The following is a 13,125-nucleotide window of genomic DNA, read 5'->3' as shown; positions in this document are numbered from 1 at the left end:
TGAAAAGAGTACTCACGACATGACCACTGCAAACGTGTCCGTTCGCAAGCCCAACCCGGTGCGCGAGAGCAAGAACAAAATCAAACTCGGCGTCTTCGGCTTCAACATCGAAGGCGGCTGCACACTCACCACCGTCCCGGAGCGACATCGCGCGGCCGACTGGCAAAGCAACCTGGCAATCGCCACCCTGGCCGACCGTGCCGGCCTGGAGCTGCTGCTGCCTGTGGGGCGGTGGCGCGGCTGGGAAGGCGCCAGCAATCCGATGGGCGTGTCCTACGAAACCTACACCTGGGCGGCGGCCCTGGCTTCGGTCACCGACCAGATCGCCCTGTTCACCACTTCGCACCTGTCGACTGTCCATCCACTGTTCGCCGCCAAGCAGGCGGCCACCATCGACCATATCAGCGGCGGCCGTTTCGGACTGAACATGATTTGCGGCTGGTTCGGCCAGGAGATGGGCATGTTCAACGGTCACCAGCGTGACCACGACAAGCGCTATGACCATGCCGATGAATGGATCGACATTGCAAAGTCGGCCTGGCAAGCCAACGGCTATTTCGACTATGAGGGTGAGTTCTTCAACGTCAAACAGGGCTACTCCGAACCCAAGCCGATCAACAGACCGTTCCTGATGAATGCCGGGGGTTCGCCACGGGGCCGGCAGTTCTGCGCCAAGCATTGCGACGCCGCATTCCTGATTCTCAAGCACGAAGACAATGACGACACCATCCGCGCACAGATCAATGCCTACCGCGACCTGGCTCGCCTGGAGCATGGCCGTGAACTGCAAATCTGGGTGTATGCCTATGTGGTACACGAGGACACTTTGGAGCAGGCCCACAAGCAGCTCGATTACTACGTGAACCAGCATGGCGATGATGCCGCGCTGGATAATGTGACCCGCGAAATCGGTGTACAGAGCGGGATGTTCAACGATGCCGCCGATGCCGAACGCTTCCGCTTCCACTTCAAGGCGGGATTTGCCGGAGTGCCGCTGGTAGGCACCTCGGAAATGATCGTCGAGCAGATGCAGCGCTGGTCCGACCTGGGCGTGGACGGCATCAACCTGACCTGGCTGGACTACCAGAGCGGACTCAAGCGTTTCGTCAAGCAAGTCTTGCCGTTGATGGAGCAGGCAGGACAACGGGCTCCCCATAACCCGGGCAGGATCATGGAGGCCGTGGCATGAACGGATATTCTCAAGCCCTGGGCTCCACGGCCAAAGTCACGGCCCTGACGGCGCCTCTCGATGTCGAATCCGTCGAGCTTGCAGACCAGTTTAAAAATGCCATGCGCAGGCTGACTTCAAGCGTTGCAATCATCGCCAGCCGCGATGGAGATGCCCCGGTGGGCATGGTCGCGACGGCGGTGGTATCGGTGAGCACCACGCCACCGGCGCTGCTGATCTGCGTCAATCGCTCCGCCAGCCTCCATGGCCCGCTCACGCTGACCGGACGCTTCAGCGTGAACCTGTTGAGTGCCGTCCATAGCGACCTGGTGCCGGTCTTCGCGGGACAGGTCAAAGGGCCCGAACGTTTCGCCCATGGGCAATGGGAGGACATCCAGGGCTTGCCCTGCCTGGCCGATGCGCAATCGAGCCTGATCTGCACCCTGGACAAGCGCATCGACTATGGCAGCCATGACGTAATCATCGGTCGCGTCGAAGCGGTCCAGTTCGCCGAACCTATCAATCCATTGCTTTGGGAAAACGGCAGTCCGGCGATTTCCACCCGGCTGACGCAATGATTCGCACAATGACCCAGGAGATGCTCATGACTCAGATCGAACAATTCCCGACACCGCAACCCGGCGAAGAGCAGGCCATTTTTCTCGTCAATGTGGTCCATGTGAACCCCGGCCAACAGGATGCGGCGCTCGCCGTACTGCGCGATACCGTCCAGTACGTGGCCCGAACCTACCCGGCCTTCCAGTGGAGCCGCCTGTTCAAGAGTCTCGACGGGAAAACCGTCATCAACCAGGCACAGTGGAGCAGCAAGGATGCCTTTGACTCGCTGTTTCATGATGAAGCGTTCATGTCCCGGTATTCGGGCCTCAAGGAAACCGGCACCTGGGAGTTTCACCTGTACCAGGTGAGCGATTTCATTCCCCAGGCACTGACCGCAACGCTCATCGCCGACTGAGTGTAAAACGCCGATGCTGGCGGGCCCTGGCCGGCCCTCCAGCACGAATACAGGAGTATCGATATGGCTGACCTCAACACGCGTCTCACACAGAGTTTGAATATTCTGCACCCGGTCGTACTGGCCCCCATGGGCGGTGCCTCGGGCGCGAAACTGGCGGGCGCGGTATCGAAAGCGGGCGGGTTGGGACTGGTCGGCGCGAGCTACGGCGACGAGCAATGGATGCGCACCGAGCTGGCCCCCATGCGCGACCTGAAACAGCCGTGGGGCGTCGGCCTGGTGATGTTCACCGTGGCTCGGAACATGGCACTGCTGGACTTGGCGCTGGAATACGGGCCACGCGTCGTCGCCCTGTCCTTTGGCGATCCACGGACATTCATCCCGATCATTCATCGGGCCGGTGCGAAAGCCATCGTGCAGATCCATGAACTGGATCAAGCCAGCGCCGCCCTCGATGCCGGGGCCGACGCGTTGATCGTACAAGGCGCCGAGGCCGGCGGGCACAGTCTGCGCCGTGGCCTGATGCCGTTGCTGCCCGCCGTGCAGGATCGGGTGGGTGAAAAAATACCGCTGATAGCCGCCGGCGGCATCGCTGATGGTCGCGGCATGGCAGCCGCAATGATCCTGGGCGCGGACGGGGTGATGCTCGGCACGCGGTTCCTGGCGTCGGACGAAGCCTTACCTTCGGCAGCGTTCAAGAAACGTCTGATCGAATCCGGCACAGCGGATACCGTGCGTACCCGGATTTTCGATCTGGTACGCGGTATCGAGTGGCCTGAGCACTACAGTGGCCGCGCCATTGCCAACCGTTTCTCGCAGGCATGGCTGGGTCGCGACGAAGCGCTCAGGGACGCGCCCGACGCTGTACGCCAGGACTACGCCAAGGCGGTGCTCGCGGACGACCTGGACAACCGGGCCATCTGGGCGGGTGAAGTGCTCGACCTGGTGGGCAATATCAAGCCGGCACGCCAGATCGTCGAGGACCTCCTTCGCGAAACCACGCAGATCCTGCGCAACAGCCAGCGGCTGCTGGCCCTCGACAAAATCGCTTGATGGAGCCAATCGCTATGCACGCATCCAATGCTATCAGCCGCCAGTGGGGTACCGGCGAGCAACTGGCGGTCGTCATGTCCCCCGTCATGCCCGTGTGGGATGACGGCCAATTCTTCCAACCCATGATCGACCCTTTGGTGAAGGCCGGCTTCCGAGTGATTGTGTTCGACACGCTGTCATTGTTGGCCCAGGAAGGTGAGACGCTGGAGGCTTTTTCGCAACGCTGGCAGCAAGTGTTACTGCCCTTGGGCCAGATCGATCTGCTCGTAGGCTCGGCGTTGGGGGGGGCGGTGGTTCAGGCGTTGCTCGGCAAAGCCCTCGGTGCACGCGTCGACAAAGTGCTGCTGCTTTCATCACCCGCCCTGGCCGACGGGATCCTGGATGGTCGATTGGGAAAAATGGCTGACCTGGCATTGCTGGGGGACGTCGAGCAAGCCTTGCATTTACTGGATCAACTGGTCCAGCCGGCCACCCGCATACGCCCTTGCGCACCGATCGAAGTCGACCAGGCCAGCGCTGCCAGCCAGGCCAGGCGATTGCACCTGGGATTCCGACTGCTCAACCGTCTCGATCTGAGGCAGGCCAGCCATGGCTTCAGCGGTGCGCTGTTGACTGTCTATGGAGAACAATCCCAACTGGTACGTGGCATCAACGTCCACATAAACGAGCGGGCTCGCCACTACCGGCTCCCCATACCCGACGGAGGCATGCGCCCGCTGGTCGACGCGCCGGCAATGGTGCTTCGAAACGTGCGCGACCGCCTGGGCATTGCCCTGGAGGCCGCCGCATGAACCACACGCCCAGGCTGCTGGAGGCCGACTTCATTGACGTGCATTACCATGCCGGTCCCGACGCCTACCTGCGGCGCCATGGCGTCATGGAGACCGGCCGCCGCTATGCTGCGGTGAACGGTTGGGTGGTGCTGAAAAATCATCTGGGGTGCACCGCATCCCAGGCGTGGGAGGCCCGTCAGGAGGGGCTTCCCGTTTCCGGCTCGGTGGTGCTGAACGAAATTGCCGGCGGCATTGATTTCAGGGTCGTGCAGCGCTCGCTGTGTCATCACGCGGACAGCGACGCCAGGCTGATCGTCCACCTGCCGACCGTGACGGGTCGCACTCATCAGTCGCGTCTCAAACGCAGCAGCGGTCACTGGATCCTGGACAAATACCCTATCGCGCCCCTTACTGTCAGCCAGGACGGGCGCTTGAGCCCACGGACGCTGGATGTGTTGCGAATGGCCAGGGACTATCCCATCGTCATTTCGACAGGCCATGCCGATGCTCATGAAGTGCGTCTGTTGATCGACGCTGCGGTACAACTGGATGTGCCGAGGCTGATGCTCAACCAGCCGGCCAACCCGCTGACCGGTCTGGATGCCAATGCCCTGCTGGAACTGGCCCAAGCTCCGATGGTTTACACCGAACAGACCGCCCTGACCTACTTGCTCGGCTATCAACCGTGGGAAGACTTTACTCAGGTTCTGCGCAGCGTACCCAGGGCGCTCTACAGTTCCGACCTGGGCCAGACCTCCCAACCTGATATTGAACAATGGCAGGTGGACAGCTTGCTGTGGTTCGAACGCATGGCGTTGGGCGCCCAGCGAGTACTTGAAGTCACGCAAGGCAATGCACGTCAGCTGTTGCAACTGGAGCCGCAGTGAGCGGCTCCCTCTTCCCGGATGATTGAGTATTTCCCGCGCCGCCTTCACTGGCGACGCGATCACTGAATATTGAACTTGACGAATTACATGATGACCATCATATTTCTCTCAAAATATTACATTCGTCATATCTCGGCAGCCCTGCCGGCCCCAGACCACCGGCCACCCTGAAGCAAGGCCGCCGTGCCGGGGAATTCCAAAGGTGCGAATCCATGACCACAGCCGTTGCTAACACCCAGGCCCAAGCCGTCCAGCCACTGACCGGGCGAATCGTCGCGTTGCTCGCGGGCCTGGCGGCGATCGGCATGCTCTCCACCAACATCATCCTCCCCGCCTTTCCGCTCATCGGCGAAGCCTTGGGGGTGAGTGCTCGCGAAATGGGCCTGACACTGTCCAGCTACTTCATCACCTTCGCCTTGGGCCAGTTGATCGTCGGGCCGCTCGCTGATCGCTATGGACGCCAGAAGCTGGTGCTGGGCGGGCTGGCGATTTTTGTGGTCGGTACGGTGATCGGAGGACTCGCCACCAGCCTTGAGGTGCTGATCGCAGGACGCGTCGTCCAGGCCCTGGGCGTGTGCGCGGCTTCGGTGCTGTCACGCGCGATTGCCCGGGACCTGTTTGAAGGCGAGGCCCTGGCTCGGGCCTTGTCGCTGACCATGATCGCCACCGCCGCCGCACCGGGGTTTTCTCCCCTGGCGGGCAGCCTGCTGTCCGTCACGCTGGGCTGGCGAGCGATCTTCATCCTCGTGGGACTGGCCGCGGTGGTGCTGGCATTTTTTTATGTCCGGGGGCTGGGTGAGACCCATCCGGCTGATCGCCGGGCGCCGCATTCGGCCACAAGCGTAGTACTCGCCTATGCCAGATTGGCGCGAGACCGTCGCTTCATTCTGCCGGCTCTGTCGATGAGCCTGTTGCTGAGCGGGCTGTTCGCCTCGTTCGCCGCCGCGCCCGCCATCCTGATGAAAGGAATCGGTCTGACTTCGTTACAGACCGGTCTCTATTTTGCTTCGACGGTATTTGTCGTGTTCGCCGCCGGGATGGCCGCGCCGCGCCTGGCCCACCGCCACGGTGCCGGCGCCATCACGATCCTGGGCATCGCCTGCGCCATGGCCGGTGGTGGCCTGCTGCTCGCCGGGTCGGCCGATCCGAGCCTTGGCTGGTACGCCATTTCGATGGTCACCTTCCTGTGGGGCATGGGGCTGGCGAACCCGCTCGGCACGGCAATCGCCATGGGGCCATTCGGTAAAGAGGCCGGAATGGCTTCCGCGCTGCTCGGTTTTATCTCCATGGGGGCGGCCGCACTGACCACCTGGCTGGCTTCGGTGCTGACCTTTGCACCGGTCACAACGCTGGGCGGTATTCAATTGATCGCTTGCCTGGTGGCGATGGTCTTGTTTCTTCTACGAGGTCGTTCAGGCTGACCCACCGCCATGGCGAGCAAGCTCGGCTCCCAAAGGAGGTGTGGTGTCTACCTGTTCCATTAACCAGATCCGGAAGGCCTCCACGCTGCGCGAGCCGGCATGCTCAAGCGGCGTCACCAGATAGAAGCCCAGATCGGACTTCAGCTTTAAATCGAAAGGCACCACCAACCTGCCCGCCTTCAGGTCTTCATCGACGTAAGTCGAGCGCCCGATGCAGACGCCCAAGCCATCGATCGCCGCCTGGACCGCCATCATCGCCAGATCGAAGGTCAGGCGCGAGCCCTCGGCCAACGCCTGCGGTTGGCCCGCTGCGTCCAGCCACAGGCTCCAGTCATCAGCCGTCATCCCGCTGACCTGCAACAATTTGTGGCGGGCCAGGTCAGCCGGCGTTTGCAACGGGTCGCAGCCGTCCAGTAAGCGCGGGCTGCACACCGGGAATATTTCATCGGACATCAGCCGGTCGGCACGCAACCCCGGCCAGTCACCACGACCGTAACGAATGGCGGCATCGATGCCGGCCTTGCGAAAGTCCGCCAACTCGGTAGAGGCCGTGACGCGTACGTCGATATCCGCAAACGCCTCTTGAAACGACCCCAGCCTGGGCAACAGCCATTTGGAGGCGAGGGAAACCAAAGTGCTGATCGTCAACGTGCGCTTCACACGGCGTCCCAACAAGCTTTCGGTCGAATGCCGCAGCGCGTTGAAGGCCGAGCGTACCCCCGGCAAATAGGCCTGCCCTTCCTGGGTCAGGCTCAAACCGTCCTTGGCCCGCAGGAACAGGTGAACGCCGAGTTCGTCTTCGAGCCGTCTGATCTGGTGGCTGATCGCGGTCTGAGTGACGTTCAGCTCTTGTGCGGCCTGGGTGAAACTCATATGCCGGGCTGCGGACTCGAACGCTTTCAAGCCATTGAGGGAAGGAATTCTGACGGTCATCGGGGCCTGGGACGCTCATGAGATTCTGTCATACCGTAGCACCCGAAATGTCCTTTGCGAAAGGCACCGGCGCTCGCGGATGCTAGCGGCGCGTCTTCATCCCCAAGCAAGGACTACCCGGAAATGAAACTGTACTTCGCCCCCCTGACCTGCTCTTTGTCACCGCATATCGTGCTGCGGGAACTGGGCATTGCCTTCGAGTTGGTCCGCGTCAACAACAAGACCAAGCAAACCGCCGACGGCCAGGACTTTCTCGACCTCAACCCCAAAGGCTACGTCGCCGCGCTGGTGCTGGACGACGGCAAGGTGCTGACTGAGGGGCCGGCCATCGTCCAGTATCTGGCGGACCTCGTCCCAGGCAACACACTGGCGCCGGCGAATGGCACATGGGAGCGGGTTCGGCTGCAAGAGTGGCTGAACTTCATCGCCACAGAGATTCACAGCGGTTGCGCGCCGCTGTTCAATACCGATATCCCGGAGCCCACCAAAGCCGTCTTCAAACAGAAACTGTTCAAGCGCCTCGACTACCTGACTGAATCGCTGCGACACCAGGATTACCTGATGAACACCTTCGGCCTGGCCGACAGTTATTTGTTCAGCGTCCTGAAGTGGCTGCCGCTCTTCGATATCGATATCAAGGGCTGGCCTGCGCTGGCGTCGTTCATGGCGCGGATCGAGGTGCGCCCCAGCGTCCAGGCGGCCATCGCTGCGGAAGCGGCGACGTGACCGGTCTGAGGCTGTCTTCTGAACGAAGCAAGCCGTGCGGCGGTCCGAACAACTGGACCCTTTGGCAAGAAACCCGACCATGCCGCTACGCCCTATTGCTCTTGCAACATTGCTCGCTCTGACTAGCCACGGCGCAATCGCCGCCCATGAGCCACTGCGCCTGGAAAGCCTGAAACGTTGTGGCGACCTGCTGCAGAGCCAGCACCAGCAATGGTGCCTGACTGTTCGCGGGTTGGGTGCTGCAACGCCGCAACTGAAACTTGGGAGCAAGGCCCTGCCCGCCGATGCCGTCCAGCGCGATGGGCAAAACCTGCGGTTGCGCCTGGACTTCACCGATTATCAAAGCGGTCCGCTGTGGCTGGAGGACGGCGCGCGCCAAAGCAATGCCGCCTGGCTGACGTTGCGCAACAGTCATGTGGTGGCCGCCGGGCCGGATGAGGTGGCGAAGAACATGGACGGCCTGACCACTTACGTCAACCTGGTCAGCCTGCTGATCGAGGAAAACCACGACGGCCGCCAGGAGGCCGAACGCCTGGCCGAGAAGTACGGGGCCAAGGTGGTCGGCAGTATCGCGCCACTGAATCTCTATCAACTGCGCTTGCCGGCCACGGACCTGATGCAACGCGATGCGCTGGTGCTGCGCCTGGGCAGCGAAACCAGCGTGGACGCCGTGGTGATCGAAGAATCCGCCGCTGAAGAAACCGAGCAGGCGGCTGCCCCGCAAGACCCGAAGAAACCGGCCCCGGACTCCGATGAATGGGCCGCGAACCGTTTTCTCGATGGGGTGAACTACTACCTGCGACGCATCCCCGGCCGGCAGGACCCCATCCGCCCGCAACCGGTGCGCATCGGCCTGATCGAGCGTGACGTTGATTTCGACACGGCGGATTTTGCCGACTATGTCGGGGCATGTTCGGCCCCGCGCACCTGTGTCTATGCCCGCGATGCGGACAAACCGGACAACCACGGCACCACCGTCGCCGGCATCCTCGCCGCCCGCTGGAACGACGGCGGCAACAGCGGTCTGCTCCGTGGCCTGGACCCGGCAAGCGGAGGCTTCGAGGTGATCGTCGAACGCAACTCCGATGCCGGCATCACCGCCAACATCGCCGCCTCGGTCAACCTGGTGGAAGACGGTGTACGCGTGCTCAACTGGAGCTGGGGCATTCATCGTGTCGGCGCAAAGAACGTCAAGGGCGACGAAGTGGATTCCCTGCTGCGCTCAGGCATCGCCATGGGCGGCTACGAGGAATTGTTGGAGGAATTCTTTCTCTGGCTGCGCAAGGAACATCCCGACGTGGTGGTGGTGAATTCCGCCGGCAACGGTTCGTCGTTCTCGGGCAGCGATGAATACCGCCTGCCCTCCTCTTTCATCACGGAACAACTGCTGGTGGTCGGCGGCCACCAGCGCAGCGAACGGGCCGGGATCGCTGTCGACGACCCGACCTATGCGGTCAAGCGCAGCTCCTCGAACATCGACATGCGCGTCGACATAACCGCCGCCGCGTGCACCCACGCCTCGACAACCGAAGCCGGCCAGGACGGCGCCGTGCATTGTGGCACCTCCTATGCCACGCCGATGGTCACCGGCCTGGTGGCGGCGATGCTCTCCATCAACCCGCAATTGCAGCCCGAGCAATTGCGCATGCTGCTACGCCGCAGCGCCATGACCATCGGCGACAATCACGACTTCGAACGAATGGACGCCGAAGACCTCACCGCGCCCATCCTGCCGTCGGAGCGCAACTACCAGCTCAACGACAAGGACGTGGGCCGTTCGGCGCGGCTGGACATGTACAAGGCGCTGGATCTGGCGGAGCAGAGCCGTCGGCGTGTGCGCTGATTGAGCTACATCGCCGACCATAACCTCCAGGAACGTCCACCCCGAGCAGCATTACAACCAGCTCCGCTGATCGTGGGTTCTTTTTGGATCCGGTATTCCGGTATCGAGTGGCAAGCCGGTCGCTGCTCGATTTTCGACATCCACAGTTCGACGCTCCTCGAAGTGTAAGGCCCGCTGGGAATTTAACCTGCGGGCCGACATGGAGGAGATAGCAAATGAAACACCGCCGTTTTTTTGGAAAAACCGTACTGGCCTGCACATTCATCCTGGCGATGATCGGCTGGGGAGTCGGCTTCTACGGGCCGCCGATCTACATGCAAGCGGTGATGGAGCGCACCGGTTGGCCCATTGCCCAGGTCTCGACTGCCGTCACCTTGCACTTTCTCAGCGGCACGGTGGTCATTGCCAACCTGCCACGGCTTTACGCACGCTTCGGTATCCCAGCCATCACCCTGCTGGGCAGTATTGTCCTGGGCATCGGCGTGAATACCTGGGCCCAGGCCAACCAGCTATGGGTGCTGTACGCCGGTGCGGTTTGCTCCGGTTTCGGCTGGGTGACGCTGGGCGCCACGGCGGTCAATACCTTGATTGCGCCGTGGTACGTCAAGGACAGGCCCAAGGCCCTGGGCAAGGCCTACAACGGTGCGAGCATGGGCGGCGTGATCTTTTCGCCGCTGTGGGTGTTGTTGATCGAGCGTTTCGGCTTTGTCATGGCGGCGCTGGTGATCAGCGTCATCGCCGTGCTGCTGATCGGCGCCTTCGCCCTCCTGGTTTTCAACAAAAGCCCGCAGAGCCTGGGGCAGCATCCTGACAATGCCGGACAGCCGGAACCCGCGCCGATCAGCCCCAGCGCCACGCCGTGGACCGCGATGCAGACATTCAAATCGTCAAGCTTCCGCAGCCTGGCGACCGGCATGTCCCTGGGGTTGTTCGCCCAGATCGGCCTTATCGCACACTTATATTCGATCCTGGCGGGACGCATCGGCGCGCATGACGCCGCGCTCGCCATGGGCCTGGCCACCGCCAGCGCCATGGGCGGACGCTACGTGGCCGCTCGCCTGATGACCCAAGGTGCCAACCGCCGGCATCTGGCCTGTCTCGGTTATGCCATCCAGCTGCTGGGCACACTGATGCTCCTCGGCCTGGCGTTTCACCCGAGCGTGGCCTGGATCGCCGTGGTGCTGATCGGCTCGGGGATTGGCAACGCCACCTCATTGCCGCCATTGATCGCGCAAGTCGAGTTCAGTCGTGAACAAACCGCCCGGGTGATCGCGCTGATGGTCGCGATCAGCCAGGCCACCTATGCCTTTGCCCCGGCTTTCTTCGGCCTGGTGCGCGCAGGCTTCAGCGATCCGGATCATGCCGTCGCGGCTGTTGTAACGGGGGCGGTCGTTGTGCAGGTGCTTGCCATTCTGGCGTTCTATCGAGAGGGGGCCGTTCGGTTGCTCAGAGGCTCCGCCGCGGTTTCGGCGAGTAGCCCAAAGCGTAAGAGCGATGCAGCCTGAGCGCTATTCCGACCAGGAATACGCCCATGAAAAAGCTGAATTGTATTTATCGCGCCGGAACTCGTAGCGTGTGTGCTTCATACATAAGGAGATGAACCCGTGACCGATTCCCGCCTGCGCCTGTACGTTGACGCCCAGTTCAGCAGCCCCTATGCCATGTCGGTGTTCGTGGCACTTCGTGAAAAAGGCATCGAATTGGAGATCAGCCCGATTGACCTCTATGCGTCCGAAAACCTCGCGCAGGACTATGCCAGCCTTTCGTTGACCCAACGAGTGCCCACGCTCGTGCATGGCGACTTCGCCCTGTCTGAATCGTCGGCGATTACCGAGTACCTGGAAGAGGCCTTCCCTTCGATACCGGTTTATCCGCAGGATCGATTCCAACGTGCCAGGGCGCGCCAGGTGCAGGCATGGTTGCGCAGTGACCTGCTGCCGATTCGGCAGGAGCGTTCGACATTGGTGGTGTTCTACGGGGTCAAATCGGCGCCCTTGTCGCCAACGGCCGAGTCGGCGGCGCGCAAGCTGGTCGGCGCCGCCCAGGCGCTGCTGGCCGACAGCCCCGAGTACCTGTTCGGCCAATGGTCGATTGCCGACGTTGACCTGGCGTTGATGCTCAACCGCTTGATACTCAACGGCGACGCCGTGCCCGCCGCGCTGGTGGAATACGCACAGCGCCAGTGGCAACGGCCTACGGTGCAAGAGTGGGTCAAGCTGCAACGTCCTGCGCTGTAGAAAGCGCGCTGCGGTATCCCGGCTGCATTTCAACATCGGCTTTCGGCGGCTGATCTCTCATCCCGTGCCCGAGATGCTCTAACATGAGCTGGCGTTCATGCCACGAACTTCCGTTGACTCGCCGGGATACCCTTCATGAGAGACCTGCCGCCCACCGCTACCTTGCGCGCCTTTGAAGTGGCGACCCGACACACCACCTTCACCGCTGCGGCCCAGGAACTGCACGTCACCCAGAGCGCGGTGAGCCACCAGCTCAAGCATCTTGAGGCGCTCTGGGGCCTGCAATTGTTCGAGCGCGGCAGATCATTGAGCCTCACGGCAGCAGGGGCCACGCTGGCGCCCATCGTGCGGGAATTCTTCATGAGCCTGGAGGCAACCCTGAATGATCTGCGCGAGCAGAAAGACCGGGTTCGTCTGGAAGTCAGCACGACCTATTCCTTTGCCCTGAAATGGCTGCTGCCACGCTTGCCCGGCCTCTCCCGGCAGCATCCCGAGCTGTTGGTTTCGCTGGACACCACGGACAGGATCATCCACTTCTCCGAGACCCAGGCCGATGTCGCGATCCGGCTCGGCAAGGGCGTTTACCCAGGCCTGTATTCGGAGTTCCTGTTCGGCGAACAGGTGTTTCCAGTGGCAAGCCCCGATCTGCTGCAGCGCTTCGGGACACCTGCCAGCCCCGCCGAATTGTTGCACTACCCGTTGCTGACCCGCGACGGCGCCGAGCTGGTGCCGAAATGGGAAGTCTGGTTTCAAAACGTTGGGCTGGAATTCCTGCCACTCAAGGACAGCGTCAGGTTCGGCGACACCAACATGACGGTCGAGGCTGCCCTGCTCGGCCAAGGCGTCGCCTTGGTGCGCAGCGGGCACGTTGAAGCGGAAATCAGCGATGGCCGTCTGGTGCGGCTGTTCGATGTGCCGTTCCCCTCACCGCTTGCCTACTATTTCGTCTGTCCGAAAGGCATCGAATCGCAGCCGCACATCGTCAGTTTTCGTCAATGGTTAATGAGCGAGGCGCTGAAAGCCCAACAGTCTTACGCTTGATGCATGAAGATCTGTTCATGCAACGATGAGGAGACTTCGCTGTAGTTCCGGGCACCGGGTTGCTTAACAT

General features: G+C 62.0%; 13 protein-coding genes. 12 read left to right on the top strand and 1 reads right to left on the bottom strand.

Annotated elements, in window-relative coordinates; translation table 11 throughout:
- Positions 1–19 precede the first annotated feature (19 nt).
- The 7 genes from ACLEJQ_RS03615 to ACLEJQ_RS03585 all read left to right on the top strand — a co-directional run bounded on the left by ACLEJQ_RS03615 (position 20) and on the right by ACLEJQ_RS03585 (position 6,275).
- The gene (locus tag ACLEJQ_RS03615) at positions 20–1,189 is read left to right on the top strand and encodes an LLM class flavin-dependent oxidoreductase (RefSeq protein ID WP_440792263.1); all 1,170 of its coding nucleotides are present in this window, start codon (positions 20–22) and stop codon (positions 1,187–1,189) included.
- On the top strand, positions 1,186–1,746 hold the full coding sequence (locus ACLEJQ_RS03610; protein WP_440792261.1) for a flavin reductase family protein: 561 nt from the start codon (positions 1,186–1,188) through the stop codon (positions 1,744–1,746). Before ACLEJQ_RS03615 ends, ACLEJQ_RS03610 begins: the two co-directional genes overlap by 4 nt.
- Positions 1,747–1,772: 26 nt before the next feature.
- The gene (locus tag ACLEJQ_RS03605; RefSeq protein ID WP_440792259.1) at positions 1,773–2,141 is read left to right on the top strand and encodes an antibiotic biosynthesis monooxygenase family protein; all 369 of its coding nucleotides are present in this window, start codon (positions 1,773–1,775) and stop codon (positions 2,139–2,141) included.
- A gap of 63 nt (positions 2,142–2,204) precedes the next feature.
- Positions 2,205–3,194, top strand: a complete 990-nt coding sequence (locus tag ACLEJQ_RS03600; protein ID WP_440792257.1) for an NAD(P)H-dependent flavin oxidoreductase — start codon at positions 2,205–2,207, stop codon at positions 3,192–3,194.
- A gap of 14 nt (positions 3,195–3,208) precedes the next feature.
- Positions 3,209–3,985, top strand: coding sequence for an alpha/beta hydrolase (locus ACLEJQ_RS03595; RefSeq protein ID WP_440792256.1), 777 nt, complete (start codon positions 3,209–3,211; stop codon positions 3,983–3,985).
- Entirely contained in the window at positions 3,982–4,854 is an 873-nt protein-coding gene (locus ACLEJQ_RS03590; protein ID WP_440792254.1) for a DUF6282 family protein, read from the top strand. Before ACLEJQ_RS03595 ends, ACLEJQ_RS03590 begins: the two co-directional genes overlap by 4 nt.
- A 212-nt stretch (positions 4,855–5,066) precedes the next feature.
- Complete coding sequence (locus tag ACLEJQ_RS03585) at positions 5,067–6,275, top strand: multidrug effflux MFS transporter (protein WP_440792252.1); 1,209 nt, start codon at positions 5,067–5,069, stop codon at positions 6,273–6,275.
- On the opposite strand, the gene ACLEJQ_RS03580 is transcribed toward ACLEJQ_RS03585, so the two are convergent.
- The gene (locus tag ACLEJQ_RS03580; protein ID WP_440792250.1) at positions 6,267–7,208 is read right to left on the bottom strand and encodes a transcriptional regulator GcvA; all 942 of its coding nucleotides are present in this window, start codon (positions 7,206–7,208) and stop codon (positions 6,267–6,269) included. The genes ACLEJQ_RS03585 and ACLEJQ_RS03580 overlap by 9 nt on opposite strands.
- Positions 7,209–7,331: 123 nt before the next feature.
- On the opposite strand from ACLEJQ_RS03580, the gene gstA reads away from it, so the two are divergent.
- The 5 genes from gstA (at position 7,332) to gcvA (ending at position 13,055) form a co-directional block, all read left to right on the top strand.
- Positions 7,332–7,934, top strand: coding sequence for a glutathione transferase GstA (gstA, locus tag ACLEJQ_RS03575; protein WP_440792248.1), 603 nt, complete (start codon positions 7,332–7,334; stop codon positions 7,932–7,934).
- Positions 7,935–8,013: 79 nt separating this feature from the next.
- Positions 8,014–9,777 (top strand): S8/S53 family peptidase, encoded by a 1,764-nt coding sequence (locus tag ACLEJQ_RS03570; RefSeq protein WP_440792246.1) that lies wholly within the window; start codon positions 8,014–8,016, stop codon positions 9,775–9,777.
- Between the two features lie 215 nt (positions 9,778–9,992).
- Positions 9,993–11,282: an MFS transporter gene (locus ACLEJQ_RS03565; RefSeq protein ID WP_440792244.1), complete on the top strand. Its 1,290-nt coding sequence runs from the start codon at positions 9,993–9,995 to the stop codon at positions 11,280–11,282.
- Positions 11,283–11,381: 99 nt separating this feature from the next.
- Positions 11,382–12,014, top strand: a complete 633-nt coding sequence (yfcF, locus tag ACLEJQ_RS03560; protein WP_440792243.1) for a glutathione transferase — start codon at positions 11,382–11,384, stop codon at positions 12,012–12,014.
- A gap of 135 nt (positions 12,015–12,149) precedes the next feature.
- Entirely contained in the window at positions 12,150–13,055 is a 906-nt protein-coding gene (gene gcvA, locus ACLEJQ_RS03555; protein ID WP_440792242.1) for a transcriptional regulator GcvA, read from the top strand.
- The last annotated feature ends 70 nt before the right edge of the window (positions 13,056–13,125 follow it).

The organism is Pseudomonas sp. SMV71 (assembly GCF_052042015.1).
GTDB lineage: Bacteria > Pseudomonadota > Gammaproteobacteria > Pseudomonadales > Pseudomonadaceae > Aquipseudomonas.
Note: the sequence above shows the minus strand (reverse complement) of the source record. Positions and strands in the feature narration are given on the sequence as shown.

Bases quoted from the DNA above. Each gene is read 5' to 3' on its own strand.
- ACLEJQ_RS03615 (WP_440792263.1), top strand. From the start codon at position 20: ATGACCACTGCAAACGTGTCCGTTCGCAAGCCCAACCCGGTGCGCGAG.
- ACLEJQ_RS03610 (WP_440792261.1), top strand. From the start codon at position 1,186: ATGAACGGATATTCTCAAGCCCTGGGCTCCACGGCCAAAGTCACGGCC.
- ACLEJQ_RS03605 (WP_440792259.1), top strand. From the start codon at position 1,773: ATGACTCAGATCGAACAATTCCCGACACCGCAACCCGGCGAAGAGCAG.
- ACLEJQ_RS03600 (WP_440792257.1), top strand. From the start codon at position 2,205: ATGGCTGACCTCAACACGCGTCTCACACAGAGTTTGAATATTCTGCAC.
- ACLEJQ_RS03595 (WP_440792256.1), top strand. From the start codon at position 3,209: ATGCACGCATCCAATGCTATCAGCCGCCAGTGGGGTACCGGCGAGCAA.
- ACLEJQ_RS03590 (WP_440792254.1), top strand. From the start codon at position 3,982: ATGAACCACACGCCCAGGCTGCTGGAGGCCGACTTCATTGACGTGCAT.
- ACLEJQ_RS03585 (WP_440792252.1), top strand. From the start codon at position 5,067: ATGACCACAGCCGTTGCTAACACCCAGGCCCAAGCCGTCCAGCCACTG.
- ACLEJQ_RS03580 (WP_440792250.1), bottom strand. From the start codon at position 7,208: ATGACCGTCAGAATTCCTTCCCTCAATGGCTTGAAAGCGTTCGAGTCC.
- gstA (WP_440792248.1), top strand. From the start codon at position 7,332: ATGAAACTGTACTTCGCCCCCCTGACCTGCTCTTTGTCACCGCATATC.
- ACLEJQ_RS03570 (WP_440792246.1), top strand. From the start codon at position 8,014: ATGCCGCTACGCCCTATTGCTCTTGCAACATTGCTCGCTCTGACTAGC.
- ACLEJQ_RS03565 (WP_440792244.1), top strand. From the start codon at position 9,993: ATGAAACACCGCCGTTTTTTTGGAAAAACCGTACTGGCCTGCACATTC.
- gcvA (WP_440792242.1), top strand. From the start codon at position 12,150: ATGAGAGACCTGCCGCCCACCGCTACCTTGCGCGCCTTTGAAGTGGCG.